The sequence below is a fragment of the Acetobacter papayae genome, assembly GCF_047721125.1.
Classification (GTDB): Bacteria; Pseudomonadota; Alphaproteobacteria; order Acetobacterales; family Acetobacteraceae; genus Acetobacter; species Acetobacter papayae.
In genome coordinates, this window is the sequence record NZ_JBDNWF010000007.1 from 68,544 (window position 1) to 90,167 (window position 21,624).

The window sequence follows — 21,624 nt, forward strand, 5'->3', positions numbered from 1 at the left end:
CCTATGGCTAACGTAACACATGTGCGCACGCAGTATGGTCTTCTGGAAGGCCGTGTGGTTGATGGGGTTCATACTTTCCTGGGCGTTCCCTATGCCGCCTCTCTGCTGCCCGGCAGACGCTTTGCCCAGCCGCAGGAGCCAGATGCATGGACGGGTACCCGCCCGGCCCTGACACATGGGCCTGTATGCCCGCAGGTTCCTACCTATGGGCCGGTGGGGCATGGCGCAACATCCGTGCTGAACGCAGGAGAAGACTGCCTGACACTGAATATCCGCACGCAGGATATCCATGGCAAAGCCCCTGTGCTGGTCTGGGTGCATGGGGGTGGGTATGCCGTTGGTTCGGCAAACGAGCGCGTTCTCCAGAGTGGTGCTTTTGCCGCCAGCGGCATTGTGGAAGTTACGCTGAATTACCGATTGGGGGCTCTGGGCTTTCTGCATCTGGACGATGCACCGGACAATCGTGGGCTGCTCGATATCATCCGTGCGTTACAGTGGGTGCGTGACAATATTGCCGGTTTCGGGGGCGATCCTGCACGTGTGACCCTTGCTGGCCGGTCGGCAGGTGGCTTTGCCGTAGCAACCCTTATGGCCATGCCAGAGGCGCAGGGGCTTTTTTCCCGCGCCTTGATACAATCCGGCGCGACACCCGCTGTCCTACCCACGCATTGCGCTCAACGCACAACAGAGCGGTTCCTGTCCCGTCTTGGCACCAAGGCCAGCGCACTGGAAACGGCAGACCTCATACAGATCCTGAATGCTCAAAAGCAGATATGCGATGAATCCTATAACAACCATGACTGGCAACGCGATGGTTCCGTCACGGTTGTTGGTATTCCCTTCCAGCCTGTTATCGACCCGCATACCCTGCCAGAGCACCCCGAGCAGGCGGCAGCACAGGGGCGCGTAGCGCCCGTGCCAGTCATGATCGGCACAACATCGGCGGAATATCTCACGCATTCACGCATGCACCCGCACCTGACCTATCATGATCTTGTCCCTTTGCTGGACCCACGTGTGCGTCCTCTGGGTACAAGCGGAAAAACCATGGTCGAACGCTACCGCCATGCATTGCCCGAGCACAGCCCCATAGGGCTGTGGCGCGCTATCGCAGGCGATCTGGTATTCCAAAACCCCACAACACGCTATGCGTCTTTGCTCTGCCAGACCCAGCCGGTCTACAAATATCTGTACGGGGATATCCTTCCCGATGAAACGGGCGCCGCGCATGGAGCTGAACTGGCAGAAGTCTGGTGGCGGGACGGTCTGCGCGTTCAAGATCTTCCCCAAAGCTATCATGGGTTGAACGCAGTTTCTGCACGGCGGGTGCATGAGATATGGCGTAGCTTTATTGCCGATGCGGCACCAGTTCTACCACAAGGGTCGTATTGGCCCTCTTATAACCTTTCAAGTCCGATACTCCTTGCTATTTCAGATAGTGAAGTGCGTCATTTGGAAGACCCTTTTGTTGCAAGGGAGTCTCTATGGCATTCTTGATCGCCTAAGGGTGAGGCGGATCAAGAACCTGATGCGCCAATGATGGGCTGTCATGGCGGAACAGAACTGCCCATCCAGAGCGACATCATCCAGATGCGGGTTGGGATCGGCTATTATGTACAGGAGCACGGACTTGCCTGAACTAGGTGCCCCGGTAATGGTCAAACATTTTCCGGCGGGCACGTCGAATGAAAAAGGCCCGTCTGTGTATTGGAAAAGTTTTGTTCAGAAAAATCGTTTGGAAAGCAGTTACTTCCCTGCATTGCTAGTAGCCTGTACTCTTATTACAGGTGGGGGGACATCACGCGTGAGTTTCCGTCCGGCTTCCGGTAGCCGGATTTCGCATCGCACACCGGGTTCGTTATCCAGCAGTCTGACAGTTCCCTGATGCAGCCGGACAACGGCTCTAACCATACTCAGGCCAAGGCCGGTGCCGGGTATTGATCGACTGCGGTCAAGACGAACCATTTTTTCAAAAACACGTTCGCGCTCCTGCGGTGGAATGCCCGGCCCATCGTCTGCAACCGCGATCATGACAGCATTACCCGCCATGCCTGAAGAAACAGTAATCGTGCTCCCGCGTGGGCAGTGATTGGTGGCATTTTCCATAAGATTGGCCAACATCTGCATGAGAAGGACCCGGTTGCCTGAAAGAGGCAAGGCTTTGCGATCAAGCCTGAGGGTCAGCTTTTGTCCCCGCTCTTCGGTAATGGGCCGATAGAGCTCGGTAACGGAGTGCAGGATTTCATCAAGCACAATGTCCTGAGTGTCTGGAATGCCTTCTCCAGATTCTATCTGGGCGATTTTCAATAAGGTAGAGAAAATTTCGAGGGCTTCGTCCAGATTGACCTTAGCAAGGTTCAGGGTGTGTTGCTGAGAGTGCGATAGCCCTTCATGAGCGATCTCATCAAGGTGCTGGCCAAGATGTGCGAGGGGGCGCCTCATGTCATGAGCGATATCATCTGTAACCTGACGGATACTTTCGATCAGCCGTTCGTTTTTATCGAGCATCGCATTCAGGCTGGCTGCCAGATGCTCGAACTCATCATTTGTCGTATTCAGCGTCAGCCTGCGCGATATGCTGCCTTTCATGATATCGCGGGCTGTCTGGCTGATTGTCTCGATCTTGTTCAGGACAAGGCGGCTGACAATAAACCCGCCAGCAAAGCCGATTACGATAAAACCGGCAGCACTCCATGCGAGTGTGAACCAAAGGTCACGGCGTAAAGTCTGCACAGGTTCCGCGTCGATCCCGACAAATAGATACCCGCCGTCATCCAGAAGTACACCATATCCAATTACAGGACGATGATCGCGGGGGAGTGAACGGTGGGTCCATGAAAGTGTGCGCCAGCCAGTCTGTGGCCTGAGAGGCAGCATGTTACCCACGACGATATGCTTTTGCGCGTCTTGCAGAAGGTAATAGAAACCGGGCTCATTCCTGACCAGTTCGGTCATGACCGGACGCAGATGCGGGATATCATGAATGACAGCATCGGAAAGCGCTTCATCCCGTTCGTTGGAAATGACCTTCTGTAACTGCTGCCTGAGAAGATGCAGGCTATGATACCCTGAAACAGCCATGACGGTAATGCCGCAGACCACAAAGCATCCAGCAAACATTGCCATGATACGGAATGAAGAACTGCGGAAAACCGAAAACGGGTAAGGGGATGTACCCTGCTTCTTGTGCATGTTATGGGGTCCGCAAAATATAGCCATGTCCTTTGACTGTATGAATCAAGGGTGTTGCGTCCCTACCCAGTCTTTCTCTTAGGCGGCTGATATGGCTTGCAAGCAGGTTGCTGTGGATTGGAAAATTAATGTCCCAGACGGTCTGTAACAACATTTTATGAGAAAGAATAACGTTTGGGTTCCTCATGAAATATTCGAGTAATTTCAATTCCTGTGCTTGAATGTAAAGTTTTTCTCCGGCTCGTCGTACTTCGCGGTTCAGTAGGTTGATTTCGACATCGGCGAATGTCAGGGTCACTTCATTCTGGGGCTCTCTGCTGCGCCGTAGCAGGCTCTCTATCCGTGCGGAGAGTTCCATCAGGGCAAACGGCTTTACCAGATAATCATCTCCTCCATGCCGGAGGCCGGTAACACGGTCATGAATGCCATCCATCGTTGTGAGAAAAAGCACGGGGGTCTGAATATTGTGGCTGCGCAGGTGGGTCAGGATAGTCAGGCCATCAATGCCCGGAAGTCGGCGGTCGAGGATGATACAATCCCATGATCGGGTTATAGCCAGTTCCTGACCGCGGAGCCCATCAACAGTGGTTGTGATGTGGATATGTGAATCCTGAAAGAAACGCTCGATATATGTAACTGTCATGCTGTCATCTTCGATAAGAAGGACATCAGCGGCAGGGCTGAATACAAGCTCGCTCATACGCTGCTCCCAAGAGACCTCTTTAAGCATGTGCAGTTGCACGAACCACAACGCCAGCAGCAAGGTGAGGGGAACATTACCAATCGATGGTGCAGGAACATGTGCGCGCCATAAAAACGTCAGTGAGTGTCGCTTGCCATGACAGCAAGCGAATGATGAGCCGTATGTATGCGGTGTGGCAGTGGTAACGCATTAACGTCAGCGAAAGTTATATGAAAGAGCATGATGCAAACCAGTCTGCCATTGCGTAAGTCGTTAAAAAAGTAATTGCTGTGGGAGTTTTATCAATAAAATATGGTGTAAATTTTATTTCAATATTTTTTAGTTTTTGTGGGAATTTTTACTGCTTAATCTGGTGGGTATAATCAGGCTGTCCACACAAATAGTGTCGGTTTGTTATGTCCGAACATGCAGCGCTGAGAGAATTATGCCAGAGTGTGTTCTGGTCGTAAATCGAGTTTTGGCATCATACGTAAAGGGGGAGGGTTTCTATAATTAACAATTCCCAACACTGCGAGAACTGGATTGTCGAGACAAAAAAATAAAAATAGAGAATGAGATGCGTTCTCATAAAATGGTTTGGCGATATGTCGGTTCTTCGTGGTTTTTCTCGTGTGTTTTATTGCTCTTTCATGACGGGATGTCTCGCCGGGACAGCGTTGCAGTCTCAGGCTTATGGTGCAGAGACCCTTGTGCAGAAAGCGAAAGCCACACAGGAGTCAGGTTCCGTGCCGGCTCCAGGTGGAAGTGCTCAACCACACGATAAAAAGACTGCCGATAGCAAGAAAACGGAAGCGCAAGAACACCTGATCGTTTGGGGTAAAGCCAGACCGAAACTGACCGGGAATTCTCCGAATAAAAAATATACCGCGTCATTGCTCGACACCCCGCGCTCTATCTCTGTGGTGACTCAGGAGCAGATGAAACTGGTTAATGCGACCTCATTTGAAGAGGCTATGCGCACCGTGCCTGGTGTCAGTTTCCGAGCGGGTGATGCCTATGCCGTTCCGGGGGGTAACTACCCAGTAATCCGGGGTTTTGGTTCCTATAGTAATATGTTCATTGATGGCCTGCGCGATAGTGGTGTTACCCAGCGTGAAGTTTTTGACGTTGAGGAAATGGAGGTTCTGAAAGGCCCCGGTTCAGTATATGGTGGCCGTGGTGGTCTGGGCGGGCAGATCAATATTACCACGAAGAAAGCCCAGCTTGGAAACCTGACTTCCGGGCAGATCGGTTTTGGAACGGCGGCCTACAAGCGGGGCACGATCGATATCAACCGCCAGATAGGTTCATCCACAGCATTTCGGCTGAACGCCATGGGAGATGACGGCTATACGGCTGGCCGTGCGCCGGTTGGTGGCCATAAATGGGGTGTTGCGCCTTCATTGTCTTTCGGGCTTGGCACACCAACACGGCTGACCGTAGGGTATTATCATCTCTCGTCATATGACATGCCCGACTATTCTGCCCCTTACAGCAAAACCACACACGAACCGCTTGATATTCCCCGTCATACTGTTCTCGGATTAAAAGATCGAGATTTCGAGCGTAGTACAACAGATATGGGCCAGATTATATTCGAACAGGATATCTGGCGTGACTTTGTTTTTCGTAACACGTTGCAATGGACGAGCACACAATACGATTATATTGCCACAAACCCGCAATGGCAGAGCACTTCGCCCGCGAGCCAGATTATCGAGCTAGAAGCAAAATCGGGTCTGTTTCATACGGATAATTTTCAGGAACAGGCTATGGTGTCCGGGACGTTCAATACAGGCCCGATCCATCATTCCATCAATACAGGTATAGAAGTATCGCGTGAGCGTTCCACCCGTAACGAATATTACATCAAGGATGCTGCAGGGAATAACCTGCGTAACGGCGGGCCGTGCTCCATAGCGTATAACTGCGTTCTGGCATCGAATATAGGAGGGTGGAATCCGTCAAACCCCTGGACTGGTTCTTACACCATTGGAGAGCCGGGGATAGCGGCACTGAATACCAATGTGGATACAGGTTCGGCCTATGCGTTTGATACCATGAGCATGTTGAACGATCACCTGCTGATTAATGGAGGGGTGCGTTTTGATCGTTTCATGACTTCGGCCGTGCAGGGTAATGTCGGGCTCAGTAACAATCAGAGCTTTATCAACTATCAGGCGGGCGTGGTTTATAAACCGATCAAGCCGATCAGCCTGTATTTTTCCTACGCGACAGCGTCCAACCCTGTTGGCGTCGATGCGGGTGCCGATGGCCAGATTGCCCTATCAACCGCGAACAACAAACTGGCGCCTGAAAATGGCAGGAATATTGAAGTCGGTGCCAAGGCGGATCTGTTCGATGGCCGGTTTTCTATTACCGGCTCCCTGTTTGATGGAAAAATGACCAATGCACAGGTTTCGGATGGGTATGGCAACCAGATAGACGCAGGAACGCAACGCGTTCGTGGTGCTGAGATCAATGTTGCCGGTAACATTACACCGCGCTGGGAGGTATTCGGTGGATGGACCTATCTCGACAGCACCGTGGTGAGTGGTGGGCCGACCAATGCCAATGTGGGCAAGAGATTCCCCTATACGCCGGGGAACTCCATAGCCTTGTGGAGCACATATCGTCTGCTGTCACATCTCAAGGCGGGTGGGGGCATCACTTATATGAGCAAGCGCTATACGAACGTAAATGATTCAACATGGGTTCCGGGGTATGTGCGGATTGATCTGGTAGCGGATTATCAGATTACACATGCGCTGGACCTGCAGGTTAATCTGCAGAAACTTACAGATAAACTGTATTATGATAGAATTTATACAAACTATTCACGCATTGCGGCAGGACGTGCATTGACATTCCAGTTGAGTTTTAAAATGTAATACGGCTTCTTTTGCGGTTTGTATTGATATGGCATAGCGCGTATGCGGGTTACTCTGTGTCATTCGCTGCGCGTCTGCCAGAGGCCTTGCGGGCCTCTTCAGTCTGAGTGGTGCGGGCTGTATGGAGGCACCGTCTAACTGGCCACTCCACATATAGGAACGGCCTGTGTAGTTGGTCTCTATATGGCGGCCTCAGGTGACTGGTGTCTGTATTTGATACAGCAGTGTGGCCCCGTGCTGCCTATCTGGAATGCCAGAGCTCTTTCTGCGTCCGGCGACGGGAATATGAAAATCATTCAATCTATTTGGTGATTCTTCTCCTGAAAATATAAAGGCTTTTTGGAATATTATTCTGCGGAATGTAAAAAATATTTCATTCCGTTGGTGAATAATGGAATGGTGTCACATATTTTTATCTTTTTATAAAATATAATAAAAAATTGAGATATTACTTTGAAAATACACATCATATAAATTCTGTTAGTGTTGATATTGTAACGAACACGCTCTCTGGCGCGCGGTACATGCAACATGGAGAAGAAAAATTGAGCTTCTTTAAAGAACCAGTGCAGAAATACCCGGCGCATAAGAGCGCGGAAGGGTATCATCTGGCGTTGGATAAACGACAGATCCAAATGATTTCTATTGGCGGGGCGATTGGCACCGGGCTTTTTCTAGGGGCGGGGAGCCGGTTGCAGGCTGTTGGGCCTGCTCTGGCCGTGGTGTATCTGGTCTGCGGTATTTTTGCGTTTCTGATGCTGCGTGCCTTGGGGGAACTGGTGATGTACCGCCCCACCAGCGGTAGTTTTGTGTCCTATGCACAGGAGTTTCTGGGGCCGCGTGCTTCTTATATGGCCGGAGCACTTTCATTTTTCAGTTGGGCTATGACTGGCATTGTCGATATTACCGCCGTAGCGCTGTACATGCATTACTGGGGTGTTTTTGCCGCCGTGCCGCAATGGGTCATGGCGTTGATGGCGCTTGTGGTCATTACCACCATGAATCTTGTCGGGGTGAAATGGTTTGGCGAGATGGAGTTCTGGTTCTCGCTCATCAAGGTGGCGGCTCTGATCGCATTTTTTGCCGTAGGCTCCATCGTTCTGGGTATGCATACGCCTGTGGCGGGCGTTATGCCGGGCTTTTCATTGGTGACGGAGCATGGCGGGCTTTTTCCTCATGGGGTCATGCCAGCGCTCACCCTTATGCAAGGTGTGGTGTTTGCTTATTTTGGCATAGAGATGATCGGCACGGCGGCGGGTGAATGTCAGAACCCGCGTGAAGTTGTACCTGCGGCTATTAATAACGTTATTTGGCGTATCGCTATTTTCTATGTTGGTACGGTTACGCTTCTGGTGTTGCTGCTGCCGTGGTCTTCCTATCAGGCAGGTGTGAGCCCGTTTGTGACATTTTTCTCCCGCCTGGGGGTGCCGGGCATGGGCGGGATTATGAATCTTGTCGTGCTGACGGCAGCACTCTCCAGCCTTAACTCTGGTCTGTATTCTACGGGGCGTGTGTTGCGCACCATGGCTCTGGATGGTGCGGCACCGCGTTACCTTGTGCGCATGAACAGGCAGTCGGTGCCTTCTGCGGCCATTTTGACAACGGTTGCCATTTATCTGGTTGGGGTAGGGCTGAATTACTTCCTGCCGGCCCAGATTTTTGAAATTGTGCTCAACATGGCCTCTTTGGGTGTTATCAGCACATGGTGCTTCATTCTGGTGTGCCAGATGAAGCTGCGGCAGGCTATTGTGGCAGGGCGTATTGCCCCAACCAGTTTTGCCATGCCCGGCGCACCCTATACCACATGGGCAACGCTGGTGTTTTTTCTGGGTATTCTTGCCCTGATGGCGTTTGACTACCCCACGGGCACTTACTCCATTGCGGCAGTTCCCGTGCTGGCTCTGCTGCTTGTGGTCGGATGGAAACTGATGGGTGGTCGCCCGCTGCCTATAGAGCCCCAGACAGAGTTTTCGGCCATTCTGACGGATGCCGCTCCCTCCCGCCCAGACTTATCCGCTACGGATGGGGAGCACACGCTATGAGCTCGAAAGTGAATATTCTGGCCCGCGTCAGAGCGCTGTGTCTGAGCGGTATGGCCGCAGTCATCGGTGGGTTTGTCGTGCAGGGCCATCCGGCCAAGGCGGAGCAGTGGTATACGGGGTCTCTGGTTTCTCCTTCAGGGCCTTTGTCCAAAAAAGGCATGTTTCTGCTCGAACCTTACATGTATTACGCGGTGCCGTCTGGCATGATCGGCCCGCATAATGATGCCGTGCCCATGAGTTCGCCCCGCCAGCAGTCTGTGACCAGCCTGACAATTTACCGATATGCGATTACGGACACACTGAGTATCCAGAGTGAGCCAACCATCAGCTATCGCTGGAAGCATGGCGAAAACACCAGCAGTGGCCTGAAACTGGGTGACGTGCCGGTGGATCTGATGTGGCGTTACCTGACGGCTGACCCTGCCCGCTATATCCCGACGTTGAACCTGATTACCGGTGTTTCCTTTCCCACGGGTGATTATTCCAGTCTGGGACGGGCACAGGATGGCGTAGGCACCGGGGTTTATACCTATCGCGTGGCGTTGACAGAGCAGTCCACCTACACATTGCCCAATAACCATGAACTGCGCCTGCGTGTCTGGGCGACGTTTCGGCGCGCACTCACGACAGCTCATCTGCATGACATGAGCAGTTACGGGACAACGCAGGGGTTTCAGGGGCGGGCGCAGCCCGGCATGTATGGCGGGGCTGGGTTTTCGCTCGAATACGGGCTGAACCAGCGCTGGGTGCTGGCGCTGGATGTGGCACGTGACTGGTCTAACGGCACAAAGCTACGCGGCACCTATACCAATACGGGGCAGGTGGTTTCTCAGACAGGTGCACCGTCTGGTGACTGGCAGATTGCCCCTGCGGTTGAATATAACTGGAGCCCCCGCTACGGCATTATTGCTGGTGTATCGGTCTATTATGCGGGGCATAATACCGAGCGGGTTGTATCGCCCCAGTTTGCGTTTAATGCCCTTTATTGAAGGGTGGGGCGGCGGCTTGGTGTTCCGGGAGCGTTTGTGTGCTCCCGGATGGTTCATGCTCAAGGCTCTGCGCGGCACTTTCCTCGCTCAGGGCAAAGCCTGTCAGCCCGCCCATAACGGCAGCCAGTCCGGCATAGTCCGCAAGCCCAAGGGACAGATGACCGGTCAGCAGGGTTTCGCCCAGCAGGGTAAAGGCGACTTCCCCCGCCTGTGTCGCATCAACCGCTGCGATCAGATAGGGGTTGGAGGATGTATTGCGCGCATGAATGAACAATGGCGTGGCGAGGCAGCCTGCTACCAGTGCGATAATACCGGTAGCGGTAATCTGCCCCAGATCGGGTGCGGGAGGACGAATGACGATAACCAGCCCGATAAGAAAGGGCAGGGCCCCCAGTGTCATCAGCAGCACGGCGGCCAGCGGGTCCTGCAGGGGGCGGTAGAGCGGTGCGGTATTGTGGCGCAGGCGGTTGAGCAACTGGTTGCCAATGGGGTAGCAGAAAGCGGCGATACAAAGTGGCACCACACCCGCCATAACCTGCTCCAGCGGCACACCGTCCAATAACCGGTTGGCGTTTAGCCCGATGATACCTATGAAAATCAGCCCCAGAAACACCAGCCCGCGGAGTGGCACTTTCTCCCCAAAGGCGCGCAGCACGATAGGGGTGGCGATAAGGGTGCTCTGCCATGTGGCCGCAACAATCCAGCCCGGCGCATGGTTGGCAGCAAAACAGCAGCATGCGTAAAACATGCCATAGCCAACACTGCCAGCCCCCAGCCAGAAACCGGCCCGGTGCACGAACAGGCGCCCAAGCATGGCCAGATAGGCGGGGCCTTTGCTTGCCAGCAACCACAGCGTAAGCAGGGCTGCTGTTTCGATATAGCGCAGGGCCGCGCTCCATACCCATGGCCCACCTTGCAGGCTGATGACGCGGTTTAGAATAAAGGTGGTGGAAAACAGTGCGGAGGCGATTAGCCCCTGACAGATCAGGCGTGGGGCACGCGTTGTATTTTGCGTGGTGGTATGCACCGCGTTCCGGCCAGTTGGTCTTGTAACCGGCGGGCTTGTATGAGAGGGAGAAACCGGATGACCGGAGGCAGGAAAATCTGGCATATCTGTGCTGGGGCTTCTGTAATGGCAAACAGGCAGAATATACCGGCAATCTATTGGAATGTGTTTTCGTTTTTTGCTGAAGTTTGAGCATATTAAACGAGAGTTTTTAAAAAGTTCGGAATAATCATGCAGATATATACGGAAATGCGGAAGATTTGATCATGGCGGACGTGCTGGACAGAACCGACCGGAAGATTCTGCGTCTTTTGCAGGGTAATGGGCGTATTTCCAACGCGGATCTGGCTGAGGAGGTCAATATCAGCCCGGCCACATGCCATCGCCGCCTGCAACGCCTGTTTGATGAAGGATATGTCAAAGGCGTGCGCGGCATGGTCAATGCCGACAAGGTCGATCTGGGAACGCTCGTGCTGGTGGGGGTTGTGCTCGATCGTTCGACACCAGACAGTTTTGCCGAGTTTGAGGCGGCTGTCAGCCAGATTTCCTCCATTCTGGACTGTTATCTGGTGGCGGGGGACTTTGATTACTTTCTCAAGATCCGGGTGCGTGACATGGCGGATTTCAACCGCCTGCACGCGACAAAACTTATTACCCTGCCATCTGTCCGGCAGACACGTACGTTTTTCACCCTGAAAACCGTAGCAGACACGCGGCCACTGGATTTCTAGCCCCTTGCTTCCATCACGCCTGTGCAGGGTGGTGGTTGACGCTTGCGATCGCGTGCTCGTGGTAATGTCATGCGCTTTGGAATGCTGCTGTAGTATAAGGCCACACATATAGCGACGGCTTCTGTCATGGTCTTGTGGTGTCTGAAAAACCATGTGGTGCCGGGCAAAGGAGCGCGGGGCAGGTATGGTGGATCAAGAAAACAGGCCGACTACTGTCGAAGCCGTATTCGCTTCCAGCGGGCAGGCTCACGGACCCGCTCCCGCAGAAGATAACGACCCCGAATGGCCCAGCCCGGTTGTAGGGCCGAGTCGGCCTCGCCTGTTCAGCGTGTTAGGGCCGGGGCTTGTGACCGGCGCATCGGATGATGATCCGAGCGGTATAGCCACTTACTCCCAAGTAGGGGCACAGTTCGGTTACGGGCTGTCTTGGTCTTTGCTGGTAACCTACCCGCTCATGGTTGCCATGCAGATGATCAGCGCACGGTTGGGGCGCACAACAGGGCACGGGCTGGCTGGCGTATTACGGCTTTATTGCCCATCCTGGCTGCTGAGTGCGATGGTTGTTCTGCTGCTGGTGGCTAATATCGTTAATCTGGGGGCAGACCTTGGCGCCATGGCGGATGCGCTAAACCTGCTTTTGCCAAGTGGCCGGGTGCTATATGTGCTGCTGTTTGCCGCCGTGGCCATTTCTATGCAGTTGTTCTTGCAATACACGCGCTACGTGGCAGTGCTGAAATGGCTGACACTCGTGCTTTTTGCGTATTTCGCGGCGCTGGCCTGTGTGCGGGTGGACTGGTGGACGCTGGGCCGCCAACTTGTCTGGCCGGATTGGCGCAGCACGCATACCGCAGGGTACTGGACAGCCCTTGTTGCCATTCTGGGTACAACAATCAGCCCGTATCTATTTTTCTGGCAGGCTTCCGAAGAAGTGGAGGACATGCATGTCTATCCCCGTCGGGTTAATCTGGTGGATGCACCCGCGCAGGGTAAAAATGCCCTGAAGCGGATCAGGATCGATACGCTGGTGGGCATGGCGTTTTCAAACCTTGTCGCGCTGGCCATTCTGGTTACGACCGCCGCCACGCTCAATGTGCATGGCGTGACAGATATCCAGACCTCCGCACAGGCGGCCGAGGCTCTGAGGCCGATTGCCGGACGTTTTGCATCCCTGATCTTTACCTTGGGTATTGTGGGGACAGGGCTGCTGGCCGTGCCGGTTCTGGCAGGCTCTGCTGCTTATGCCGTGGGCGAGGCCCGTCAGTGGCCAACCGGGTTGGAGCGCCGCCCCAAGGAAGCGCAGGCGTTTTACGCAACATTGGTGCTGGCGACACTGGTGGGCATGATCCTGAACTTCGCCCCTATCGACCCTATCAAGGCACTGTTTTGGAGTGCGGTTCTGAATGGCGTGGTGGCGGTGCCCGTTATGGTTGTGATGATGATTGTGGCCAGCCGTGCTGACATTATGGGGCGGTTTGTCATTCGTGGTCTGCTGAAATGGCTGGGCTGGGCCGCAACACTCATGATGGCGGGTGTGGTTGCAGGCATGCTGTGGAGCTTTGGCGGGTAGGGCGTATCGCTGTTTTTGGCGCGTGAGAACGGTCATTTGGTTGCATCAGCGGTGTGCCAACCCTGCTGATGCAGGCAGTGTGGGGGGTATGCCACGGTGTGGATGCAATGCATCAAATGATATTGACAATTATTCTTAATTAAGAGAAGGCTCACAAAATTTTCCAGTGTGAGTCTGTATCATGAGCTTCCGTGCCCTTTGCCTGAACACACTTTGCGTATCTGCTTTGCTGTCCGGTGTGGGGCCAGTGCGGTTTTTTGCTCTTTCCGCAGCCCATGCGCAGGACGGTAAAGTCCAGAACGCCACCCCGGCAAAGAACGTGGCAAATCCGAAACACACGGCCAGCCCTGTTGCCCAGTCTTCTGCTCCGTCACAGGTTGCTGCACCTGTGGTGGCCGGTAAGGAAGAGGATCTGGTGGTTAAGGCCTCGCGCAACAACCGCATGTATGTTTCCAGCGGTGGCGATTTGGGGGCGCTCGGGCACAAGAAAGGGCTGGATGTGCCCTTCAATATCCGCAGCTACAACGCCAGCCTTATTCTTAACCAGCAGTCCCAGACATTGGGGGATGTGCTGCTTAATGATCCGACTGTGAGAACAACGACAGGTTACGGTAATTACGCTCAGCTTTTTCAGATTCGTGGCTTTACCCTGTATGGTGATGATATCGCCATTGACGGCCTGTATGGCGTAACACCTCGCCAGCTTGTGTCGCCCCAGCTTTACGAATCAGTGCAGGTGCTCAATGGCGCAAGCGCGTTTCTTAACGGTGCGGCTCCCGGTGGCTCCGCCATTGGTGGTAATGTCAATCTTATCTCCAAACGGGCCGCAGCAACCGACATAACCCGGGTTACGGGCGATTATACCAGCAGTGCTCAGGGTGGCGGCGCGGTTGATATCAGCCGCAGGTTTGGTCAGGACCGGGCTTACGGTTTTCGTTTCAACGCCGCTGGTATGGATGGCGAAACCCCCATTGATGGCGAACGCCGTGCCGATATCGCGCTGGGTGGCGCGTTTGACTGGCACAATGACGATACCCGCATCAATATGAACATGAACTACCAGAAGCAGCAGGTTTTTGGCGGGCGTAGTGCTATTATCGTTTCCAGCCTTGCTACAGGTATGCCTGCCCCCCTGCCGACTTCGCCTTCAAAAAACTGGGGTCAGCGCTGGGCTTATACGGACCTGTCCTACCTGTTCGGCACGATGGGTATCGAGCATGACTTCGGAAAAAACGTGACTGTCTATGGAAAATTCGGTGCACAGAGTGGCAACGAAATGGGCAATTACGCCACCACCACCCTGACGAACTCCCGCACGGGCGCGGGTACTGTCGGGGCAATGGCTACGGCCTATAACGTCATGAACGAAGCAACGCAGGCCGGTGTGCGTGCCCATGTGGAAACAGGTTTCATCAAACACGAAATCAATGCTGGGGGATCGGCTATCTGGGAGGAGTCCGATTCTGCCTATGCTATGAGTCTGGTCGGGGTATCGGGTAACATCTATAATCCAACACAGTTTACCCCGAATGAAACCTATGCCCGTGGCAATATGAGCGATCCGGGGCGTGTTTCATGGAACAAGCTTTACAGCCTGTTCCTGTCAGATACGATGACCTTCTGGCATGACCGCATTTCTTTGACGGGTGGCTTCCGGTATCAGGATATTCTCTCCAACTCCTATGCGTATGGCAGTGGAGAGATGCAGACACATTATAATTCGTCCGCGTTCTCTCCGGTTATTGGTCTGGTCATTCATCCGGTCAAACATGTTGCCGTGTAGTTCAATCGTATTCAGGGGTTGTCTGCGGGCTCAGTCGTTGGTTCCACCTATGTCAATGCCGGGCAGGTTTTCGCACCGTATGAAAGCACGCAGTACGAAGTGGGGGCCAAATACGACATTGGCCGTTTTTCGGCAGGCGTTGCGTTCTACCAGACCTCCATGCCGTATGGGGTGGTGGAGGCCTACGGCAATACAGGCCAGTTACTCTATAGCCAGAACGGTCAGGAGAGAAACCGGGGTATGGAACTGACCTTTAATGGCGAAATCATACGTGGGCTGCGCTTTAACGGTGGCCTTACTTTGATTGATGCCAAACAGGTACGGGCGGCAAGTGAAGATAATAATGGTAAAACAGCTATTGGTGTTCCCAATTATACCATTAACGGCAACCTCGAATATGATGTGCCATTCGTTAAAGGTCTGACTTTGGTCGGGCGTGTTATCAGCACGGGCAAACAGCAGTTCAACAACGCTAATAGTGCACATCTGCCCGCATGGTCACGTTTCGATCTTGGCGCACGTTATACGTTCCTTGTGCGGGGCAAAGCGCTGACTACACGGTTTGAAGTCGATAACGTCGGTAACCAGCGTTACTGGGCCTCTGTTTATCAGAGCAATCTGATCATGGGTGACCCGGAAACCTTCAAGTTCTCGATCACGGCTGATCTTTAAGGCGTGTTGCCCGGCATGGTATTGATTGCCGGGCAGCCTGATCAGAACCCTCCAGAATTGTGCAGGAATTCTCGCAGGGCCTGCAAAAAGGTGCGGACATTGGCACTGGCGTTGTGGCGGGGGGGCATGACAGCGTAAAGATCCGTTTTTTCTCCATACAGGTCGGGGAATATACGGATCAGCTTGCCGCTTTCTATATCCTGCGACACATCGCAGAGCAGCTTGTAGGCAATGCCTTGCCCGGCCAGCGCCCAGTCATGGATAATTTCGCAACTGGTGGTCGACAGACGGGAAGGCACGGTAATGACATCGCGCTTTTCGTCGTCACCAATGGCCCAGCGGTTCAGCACGGTCATGGTCTTGTGGCGGCGCAGGCATAGGCAGTCATGGTGGATCAGCTCCTGCGGTGTGCGCGGGAGTGTTGTGCGGGCAATATAGGCGGGTGATGCACAAAGTACGCGCCGGGTCGTGGCCAGCAGGGTTACGGTGGCCCCCTGTGTGTCAGGCATGCCCAGCCGTAGGATGACATCAAGGCAGTCACTGAAATCGTGCAGGCCTTCACCCGCCAGCGCCAGGCTGATCTTGAGCTTTGGGTAGCGTTCGCTGAAGCTGGCGATAAAGGGTGCAATCTGCCTGCGGCCCAGTTCAACGGGAGCGCCAATGCTCAGCGTGCCCTGCGGTACCGTATTTGCGATGGACAGATCGTTCTGAAGCTGGTCAATATCGGCAATGATCTGCACGCCGCGTTCATAAAGCACCCGGCCTGTTTCGCTGGGGCGGAAGTGGCGTGTGGTGCGTACGATCAGGCTGGCGCCCAGACGATCCTCCAGCCGCGACAGGCGGCGCGAGACCACGGCGGGCGATGTGCCCATGCTGCGGGCTGTGGCGGAAATGCTTCCAGCCTCGACCAGCACCGTAAAGAAGCGCAGGTCGCTGATCTCGTCGTAAGACATGAAATGCTCCATTGTTGCATCAGACGCAAAAGCGTTTTTCCGGTTTTGTGACTACCGGCGCCATGCCGCTTCAAGACATAGTGATCCAGCGTAAAGGCCATTCTGTGGCGCACCCGCTTCTGATGCGCCGCCAACGATAGCGGCGGCACCCGGACAAGGGAACGCGGCGAATGACCGGACGCTAAACAGATAAGAACGATGCCGCCACATGTATGGCGGCACGGCACGTCCGCGGAGAGATCATGTCAGACCATAGCCAGACCATTACACCCTCGACCAGTACCCCCCTGACCGGTGCCGCCCTGAAAGCCGCTCTGGTGGGAACATGGGAACTTGTTTCCTATCAGGTAGAGGAAGAGGAAAGCGGCGCGCTGATTGATGCCATGGGAGACCATCCGCGCGGGCGCGTCGTTTTTACGCAGGATGACTGGGTGGCCTTCAACCTTGAGGGTACAGGCCGCACGCCAGCCAAGAACGATGCCGACCGTGCCCAGCTCATGCAGACACTCGTGGCCTATATCGGACGCTATCATATTGAAGACAATCAGTGGATCACGCAGGTGGAAACCGCATGGGCACCCGAATGGGTAGGCACCCAGCAACGGCGCACCGTGACTGTAAACGGGAATACCGCGGACGTGATTACGCCTTGGCGGCTTATGCCTAACTGGGGTGGCGGGCAGATGTCGCGTAGCATCATTCGTTTCCGCCGGGCCCGCTAATAAAGCAAGGCGCAGGCCGGGCGGCCATGCCCGGTTTGGGCTACATGGCGGTTCGCACCGTCCGTGTTGGTGAACACCCCTTCCGATACTGGATTCGGAAGGGGTTTTTTATATGGATGTGCTGGTGGCGCGCTCCGTGCCTGCGCAAGGTCTTGGGTGTGCGGGCAACGCCATATCCTTGTTTTTCAATAAAATTGATGCGGGAAAGCGGGGAAGGGAAGGGCGCTAAGACGCAGATTTATTCCCTATTCAGAACGATTTTTCTGGCAATCAGGCGGCGGTTTGCGCTAATGAGTAATACGATTTGTTGACACGGTATTACTAATTGAGCATATCCTTGGTGGCGCAGGGACGAAAAGCAGGGGGGAAAGAACCTTCTGCAACAGGAGTTTCGTTCTCAGATTGGCGCCGGGGAATGACATTGCGCCGTTGGGCCTGCTGGCACAGACGGTAGCGGGACAGTACGGGAGAGCGGGCGATGTCACGCATGTCCGGATGGGCACTATACGGAAAGGTCGGCCGGAAAAGCCGCGTGGTTCTGGGTGGGCTTTCCATCCTTCTGCCGCTGCTGCTCTGGAGCGCTGTCAGTTATGTGCCATTCATCTGGCACCCTCAGATACTGGTGACCGACCCGGGTGGGGAAGATTATCTGGAAGAAGGCATGCGCATGAAGCGTGCCGATTTCGAGCGTGCCGTGCAGGAAATGCACGCGGCAGGCCAGAAAGCGCCAGAAGGTGTGCCGGTCAACCCGGTTTACCTGCCTTCGCCCGGCGGTGTGTTTTCCGCTTTTGTTCAGGCTTTCATTCAGCCTGATTCGCGTGGGCCGGAAAAATCCATCCTTCAGGCGTTCTGGCACAGTATCCAGATCATTTTCTGGGGCTTTGTCATTTCTTCCGTCATCGGGGTGCCGCTGGGCGTTCTGTGTGGGGCTCTGCCTGCGCTTTCACGGCTTGTTGAACCCTCGGTGGACTTTCTGCGCTATCTGCCTGCGCCGGCTTTCGGGGCGCTTATGGTGGCTATTCTGGGTATTTATGATGCCCCCAAGATTGCCATTATTGTTATCGGCACGCTGTTTCAGCAGATTCTTGTTATTGCCAACACCACGCGCAAGCTCGATTTCGGCCTGATGGAGGCCGCCCGCACGCTGGGCGCGCGGGGCAAGAAGCTAATGTTCTGCGTGGTGGTGCCCGGTATTCTGCCCGATCTCTACCGCGACCAGCGCATTCTGCTGGGTTGGGCGTGGACGTATCTTATCGTGGCGGAACTGATCGGCACATCCTCGGGTATTACGTGGTTTATTACCCAGCAGGCCCGGTATCAGCACTTTGCCAATGTTTACGCAGCCATGGCGCTGATCGGGATCGTTGGTCTGGGCACGGACATGCTGCTTGGCTTTGCCGCGCGCTTTCTGTTCCGCTGGAAGCAGGAGACTGAGTGATGAGTGCAGACAACGGTAAAACAGTCGACTATCGCGTGCTGCCTGCTGATGTGGCGGAGCGCATGGAGCGTATCAAGGCGCGCGATGTGGTGCTGCGGGTGGAAAACCTCGGCAAAATCTTCGCCCAGCGTGGCCGTGAGACGGTAGCGCTTGAAGATATCAACATGAATGTCCACCGCCGTGAATTCGTGTGCGTGGTCGGGCCTTCGGGTTGTGGCAAATCCACGCTGGTGCGGATTCTCGCCGGGCTGGAGCAGGCATCTTCAGGGCGGATTCTGGTGGATGACAAGCCGGTTGAAGGCCCCGGGCCTGACCGTGGCATGGTGTTCCAGAAATACACGCTCTTTCCGTGGCGGACTGTGTGCCAGAACGTCATGTTCGGGCTTGAAATGGCTGGCATCAGCAAGGACGAAAGCCGGCGGCAGGCCATGCAGTGGCTACAGGCCATCGGGCTGGAACGCTTTGCGGAATCGCTGCCGCACCAGCTTTCGGGTGGTATGCAGCAGCGCGTGGCCATTGCCCGTGCTCTGGCGGCCCAGCCCCGCGTATTGCTGATGGATGAACCCTTCAGCGCGCTGGACGCCCAGACTCGCGTGCGGATGCAGACCCACCTGATGGAGATCTGGCGCAAGATCGACATCACCATCGTCTTTATTACCCATGATCTGGATGAGGCCATTTATCTGGCAGACCGGATTCTGGTGCTCAAGGCGCATCCGGGCCGGGTGGAAGAGGTGATAGAAGTGCCGCTGTCGCGCCCGCGCCGGGCAGAGCAGATGACCAGTGCAGAGTTTCAGGCGACCAAGGCTCATCTTGAATCGCTCATTCATGCACCGGCAGAAGAAACGCCCGATGAGTTCGAGGGTACGGAAGTGCCTCTCCTGACACTCGTCACGGATGTTGTGGAATAAAAGGGAGCACGGCAGATGGCCCGCAAAAAAGCAGAAGAGCAGGTCAGCCGCATCAGTGTCTCTCTCCCGCCGCACATCCTGCGTGAACTGGATGGCATGGTGGCCGACAAGGGATATGTCAGCCGTTCGCAGGCCATCCAGCATATCCTGCATGAAGCCCTGACCGACTGCCGTCAGGAAGATGATAACGAAATCATGGCTGGTGTAATCGTGCTGTTTTATAACAACTCGACAACCGGCCTGCAGCAGAAACTGGCAGATATGCAGTATGAGAACGTGGCGGAAGTCATAAGCTCCCTGCACGTCAACCTGATCCGGCGGCAGACCCTTGAGGTTGTTCTGGTTCAGGGGCGGGTTGCCAAGCTGCATGAAATAGAAAACAGGTTTTCAACCCTGCCGGGCGTTATTTCCGGCCGTATGCACCTGATTGCTTCCCTTATTCCCCCGTTGCACGAGGTCGGACGCGAGGCCTTGGTGGATGTGGGGCCTGTATAAGTTCATGGTGATGCCGTGATGTGAAACCCGCTGTGGGCACGGCATTCTTTTCGGATAAAGAGGACAGAACCATGCAGATCGATCAGCAAAGTCCGGAATGGTACCGGGCCCGTTACAACCAGCTGCGTGACCGCGCTCTGGGTGAAGAGCGTGCGGAGCGCTCCGGGCAGGGGTTTATTGCCATGGACGACACGGCTGTACTGCACCGTGAAACCGTGCCGGGCGGGTGGTACTGGAGCACGTTCGTGCCGCGCGGTCAGGCCCTGCGCCTGATCAATACCGCAGGCAACAAGGGTGTGTCCGTCATGCTGTGGAACGCGGATGACCTGAGTGAGCGCTTTAATGCCGGTGATACGCTCAAGCTGCAGTGGACAACCCAGCTTAGCACGGGCCGTGTGCTGTTTTCCGATATGGGGCGCGTTCTGGCCTCTATCATTAACGATACCTGCGGCACGTCCGATACCATCATGGGGGGCAGCACGCCGTCTTCCAACGCGCGTAACTTCGGTAATCCTGCCCTGCGCAACACCCGTAACAACATGCGCCTGATTGCGGGCAAGCATGGGCTGGATGTGCGTGACGTTCCTGCCTGCATCTCGTTCTTTTCCCATGTGAGTGTCGGGGCCGAGGGCGGCCTGTCATGGGTGGATGGCAGCGTGCAGCCCGGCGGTGTGGTGGACCTGCGCGCGGAAATGAACCTCCTTGTCGGGGTGTCCAACTGCCCGCATCCCTTCAGCCCGGACAGCACATTCGCACCCGGCCCCATTGATGTGGTGCGCTGGCAGGCTCCGGCCCCGGCTGCGGATGATCTGTGCCGCACGTTCTGTGAAGAAGCACAGCGCGGCTTCGAGAACACCGACCCTCTTTTCGCCTGATAACCGAAAGGCACGAAATCATGAGCAATGTTTCCTCTTCCGTCGTGCTCGATCAGGTTGTGCCCGCGCGCGCACCCTGGTCTGCGGTGGTGAAAAAAGGCCAGACCCTGCGGATCATCGATCTGGAAAGCCAGCAGGCGGTGGACGCCCTTTTTTATAATGCCCACGCCTATTCCGAGCGCTACAGCGCACAGGAAACGGTGATCGCTCAGGGTTCTGCCTATATTGGCAAGGGCACCGGGCTCTATTCCAACGAAGGGCGTGTGCTGATGACGCTGGTGGAAGACACCTGCGGCCGTCATGACACGCTGGCCGGTGCCTGCAGTTGTGAATCCAACACCGTGCGCTTTGGGCATGAGACAAAATACATGCATGCCTGCCGTGAAAATTTCCTGATCGAAGTAGGAAAATACGGCATGGGCAAGCGCGATATTGTCGGCAATGTCAATTTTTTCATGAACGTGCCGGTTCTGGAAAATGGCGAGCTGGTGATTGACGATGGCCTGTCAGACCCCGGCGGGTATGTTGACCTTCTGGCAGAAATGGACACGCTGGTGGTGTTGTCCAACTGTCCGCAGGTCAACAACCCCTGCAACGGCTTTGTACCCACGCCTATCCGCGTGATTATCAGCGAAGCCGTTCCGGCCTGAAACTGCCGGGGCTCCGGCGTGTAAA

16 protein-coding genes and 1 pseudogene are annotated in these 21,624 nt (G+C 55.0%); 13 read left to right on the forward strand and 4 right to left on the reverse strand.

From position 1 onward, the window contains the following. The first annotated feature begins 3 nt into the window (after positions 1–3). Positions 4–1,497: a carboxylesterase/lipase family protein gene (locus tag ABF757_RS04075; protein ID WP_415481034.1), complete on the forward strand. Its 1,494-nt coding sequence runs from the start codon at positions 4–6 to the stop codon at positions 1,495–1,497. A 249-nt stretch (positions 1,498–1,746) separates the two neighbouring features. Here the strand turns inward: ABF757_RS04075 and ABF757_RS04080 are convergent, their stop codons facing one another. Continuing rightward, positions 1,747–3,192, reverse strand: coding sequence for a sensor histidine kinase (locus ABF757_RS04080; RefSeq protein ID WP_415481035.1), 1,446 nt, complete (start codon positions 3,190–3,192; stop codon positions 1,747–1,749). A 1-nt stretch (position 3,193) separates the two neighbouring features. Beyond that, a complete protein-coding gene (locus ABF757_RS04085; RefSeq protein ID WP_415481036.1) occupies positions 3,194–3,892 on the reverse strand; it encodes a response regulator transcription factor in 699 nt (232 codons plus the stop codon). A 587-nt stretch (positions 3,893–4,479) separates the two neighbouring features. Here ABF757_RS04085 and ABF757_RS04090 point away from each other — a divergent pair. From ABF757_RS04090 to ABF757_RS04100, 3 genes are all read left to right on the forward strand, one after another. Then, a complete protein-coding gene (locus ABF757_RS04090; protein WP_415481037.1) occupies positions 4,480–6,765 on the forward strand; it encodes a TonB-dependent receptor in 2,286 nt (761 codons plus the stop codon). Positions 6,766–7,289: 524 nt separating this feature from the next. Next, positions 7,290–8,807, forward strand: coding sequence for an amino acid permease (locus tag ABF757_RS04095; RefSeq protein ID WP_415481038.1), 1,518 nt, complete (start codon positions 7,290–7,292; stop codon positions 8,805–8,807). Positions 8,808–8,857: 50 nt separating this feature from the next. Continuing rightward, on the forward strand, positions 8,858–9,796 hold the full coding sequence (locus ABF757_RS04100) for a hypothetical protein (protein WP_415481052.1): 939 nt from the start codon (positions 8,858–8,860) through the stop codon (positions 9,794–9,796). On the opposite strand, the gene ABF757_RS04105 is transcribed toward ABF757_RS04100, so the two are convergent. After that, positions 9,780–10,907 (reverse strand): multidrug resistance efflux transporter family protein, encoded by a 1,128-nt coding sequence (locus ABF757_RS04105; RefSeq protein WP_415481039.1) that lies wholly within the window; start codon positions 10,905–10,907, stop codon positions 9,780–9,782. The two genes, ABF757_RS04100 and ABF757_RS04105, sit on opposite strands and share 17 nt — an antisense overlap. A 161-nt stretch (positions 10,908–11,068) precedes the next feature. Between ABF757_RS04105 and ABF757_RS04110 the strand changes: the two genes are divergently transcribed. From ABF757_RS04110 to ABF757_RS04120, 3 genes and pseudogenes are all read left to right on the forward strand, one after another. Next, positions 11,069–11,533 (forward strand): Lrp/AsnC family transcriptional regulator, encoded by a 465-nt coding sequence (locus tag ABF757_RS04110; protein WP_025859796.1) that lies wholly within the window; start codon positions 11,069–11,071, stop codon positions 11,531–11,533. 184 nt (positions 11,534–11,717) lie between these two features. Further along, entirely contained in the window at positions 11,718–13,100 is a 1,383-nt protein-coding gene (locus tag ABF757_RS04115; RefSeq protein ID WP_415481040.1) for an NRAMP family divalent metal transporter, read from the forward strand. A 247-nt stretch (positions 13,101–13,347) separates the two neighbouring features. Beyond that, positions 13,348–15,555, forward strand: a pseudogene (locus ABF757_RS04120) (TonB-dependent receptor). A 41-nt stretch (positions 15,556–15,596) separates the two neighbouring features. Here the strand turns inward: ABF757_RS04120 and ABF757_RS04125 are convergent. Beyond that, positions 15,597–16,508, reverse strand: a complete 912-nt coding sequence (locus tag ABF757_RS04125) for a LysR family transcriptional regulator (protein WP_415481041.1) — start codon at positions 16,506–16,508, stop codon at positions 15,597–15,599. A gap of 242 nt (positions 16,509–16,750) precedes the next feature. On the opposite strand from ABF757_RS04125, the gene ABF757_RS04130 reads away from it, so the two are divergent. The 6 genes from ABF757_RS04130 to ABF757_RS04155 all read left to right on the forward strand — a co-directional run bounded on the left by ABF757_RS04130 (position 16,751) and on the right by ABF757_RS04155 (position 21,599). Beyond that, positions 16,751–17,230, forward strand: a complete 480-nt coding sequence (locus ABF757_RS04130) for a lipocalin-like domain-containing protein (RefSeq protein WP_415481042.1) — start codon at positions 16,751–16,753, stop codon at positions 17,228–17,230. Between the two features lie 478 nt (positions 17,231–17,708). Then, positions 17,709–18,668: an ABC transporter permease gene (locus tag ABF757_RS04135; protein WP_415481043.1), complete on the forward strand. Its 960-nt coding sequence runs from the start codon at positions 17,709–17,711 to the stop codon at positions 18,666–18,668. Then, positions 18,668–19,579, forward strand: a complete 912-nt coding sequence (locus ABF757_RS04140) for an ABC transporter ATP-binding protein (protein WP_035370312.1) — start codon at positions 18,668–18,670, stop codon at positions 19,577–19,579. The genes ABF757_RS04135 and ABF757_RS04140 overlap by 1 nt, the downstream gene beginning before the upstream one ends. A 15-nt stretch (positions 19,580–19,594) precedes the next feature. After that, positions 19,595–20,074 carry a CopG family ribbon-helix-helix protein gene (locus tag ABF757_RS04145; protein WP_025859799.1) on the forward strand — a complete coding sequence of 160 codons (480 nt, stop codon included), beginning with the start codon at positions 19,595–19,597 and terminating at the stop codon, positions 20,072–20,074. A 71-nt stretch (positions 20,075–20,145) separates the two neighbouring features. Continuing rightward, positions 20,146–20,949, forward strand: a complete 804-nt coding sequence (locus ABF757_RS04150; RefSeq protein ID WP_025859800.1) for an urea amidolyase associated protein UAAP1 — start codon at positions 20,146–20,148, stop codon at positions 20,947–20,949. A gap of 20 nt (positions 20,950–20,969) precedes the next feature. Continuing rightward, positions 20,970–21,599, forward strand: coding sequence for an urea amidolyase associated protein UAAP2 (locus ABF757_RS04155; RefSeq protein ID WP_415481044.1), 630 nt, complete (start codon positions 20,970–20,972; stop codon positions 21,597–21,599). Positions 21,600–21,624 lie beyond the last annotated feature (25 nt).

What these genes read in the sequence shown, in the direction of transcription:
- ABF757_RS04115 (WP_415481040.1), top strand. Translation starts at nt 11,718, where the DNA reads ATGGTGGATCAAGAAAACAGGCCGACTACTGTCGAAGCCGTATTCGCT.
- ABF757_RS04085 (WP_415481036.1), bottom strand. Translation starts at nt 3,892, where the DNA reads ATGAGCGAGCTTGTATTCAGCCCTGCCGCTGATGTCCTTCTTATCGAA.
- ABF757_RS04155 (WP_415481044.1), top strand. Translation starts at nt 20,970, where the DNA reads ATGAGCAATGTTTCCTCTTCCGTCGTGCTCGATCAGGTTGTGCCCGCG.
- ABF757_RS04145 (WP_025859799.1), top strand. Translation starts at nt 19,595, where the DNA reads ATGGCCCGCAAAAAAGCAGAAGAGCAGGTCAGCCGCATCAGTGTCTCT.
- ABF757_RS04090 (WP_415481037.1), top strand. Translation starts at nt 4,480, where the DNA reads ATGTCGGTTCTTCGTGGTTTTTCTCGTGTGTTTTATTGCTCTTTCATG.
- ABF757_RS04080 (WP_415481035.1), bottom strand. Translation starts at nt 3,192, where the DNA reads ATGCACAAGAAGCAGGGTACATCCCCTTACCCGTTTTCGGTTTTCCGC.
- ABF757_RS04110 (WP_025859796.1), top strand. Translation starts at nt 11,069, where the DNA reads ATGGCGGACGTGCTGGACAGAACCGACCGGAAGATTCTGCGTCTTTTG.
- ABF757_RS04125 (WP_415481041.1), bottom strand. Translation starts at nt 16,508, where the DNA reads ATGTCTTACGACGAGATCAGCGACCTGCGCTTCTTTACGGTGCTGGTC.
- ABF757_RS04095 (WP_415481038.1), top strand. Translation starts at nt 7,290, where the DNA reads ATGCAACATGGAGAAGAAAAATTGAGCTTCTTTAAAGAACCAGTGCAG.
- ABF757_RS04135 (WP_415481043.1), top strand. Translation starts at nt 17,709, where the DNA reads ATGTCACGCATGTCCGGATGGGCACTATACGGAAAGGTCGGCCGGAAA.
- ABF757_RS04130 (WP_415481042.1), top strand. Translation starts at nt 16,751, where the DNA reads ATGTCAGACCATAGCCAGACCATTACACCCTCGACCAGTACCCCCCTG.
- ABF757_RS04100 (WP_415481052.1), top strand. Translation starts at nt 8,858, where the DNA reads ATGGCCGCAGTCATCGGTGGGTTTGTCGTGCAGGGCCATCCGGCCAAG.
- ABF757_RS04150 (WP_025859800.1), top strand. Translation starts at nt 20,146, where the DNA reads ATGCAGATCGATCAGCAAAGTCCGGAATGGTACCGGGCCCGTTACAAC.
- ABF757_RS04140 (WP_035370312.1), top strand. Translation starts at nt 18,668, where the DNA reads ATGAGTGCAGACAACGGTAAAACAGTCGACTATCGCGTGCTGCCTGCT.
- ABF757_RS04105 (WP_415481039.1), bottom strand. Translation starts at nt 10,907, where the DNA reads ATGCCAGATTTTCCTGCCTCCGGTCATCCGGTTTCTCCCTCTCATACA.
- ABF757_RS04075 (WP_415481034.1), top strand. Translation starts at nt 4, where the DNA reads ATGGCTAACGTAACACATGTGCGCACGCAGTATGGTCTTCTGGAAGGC.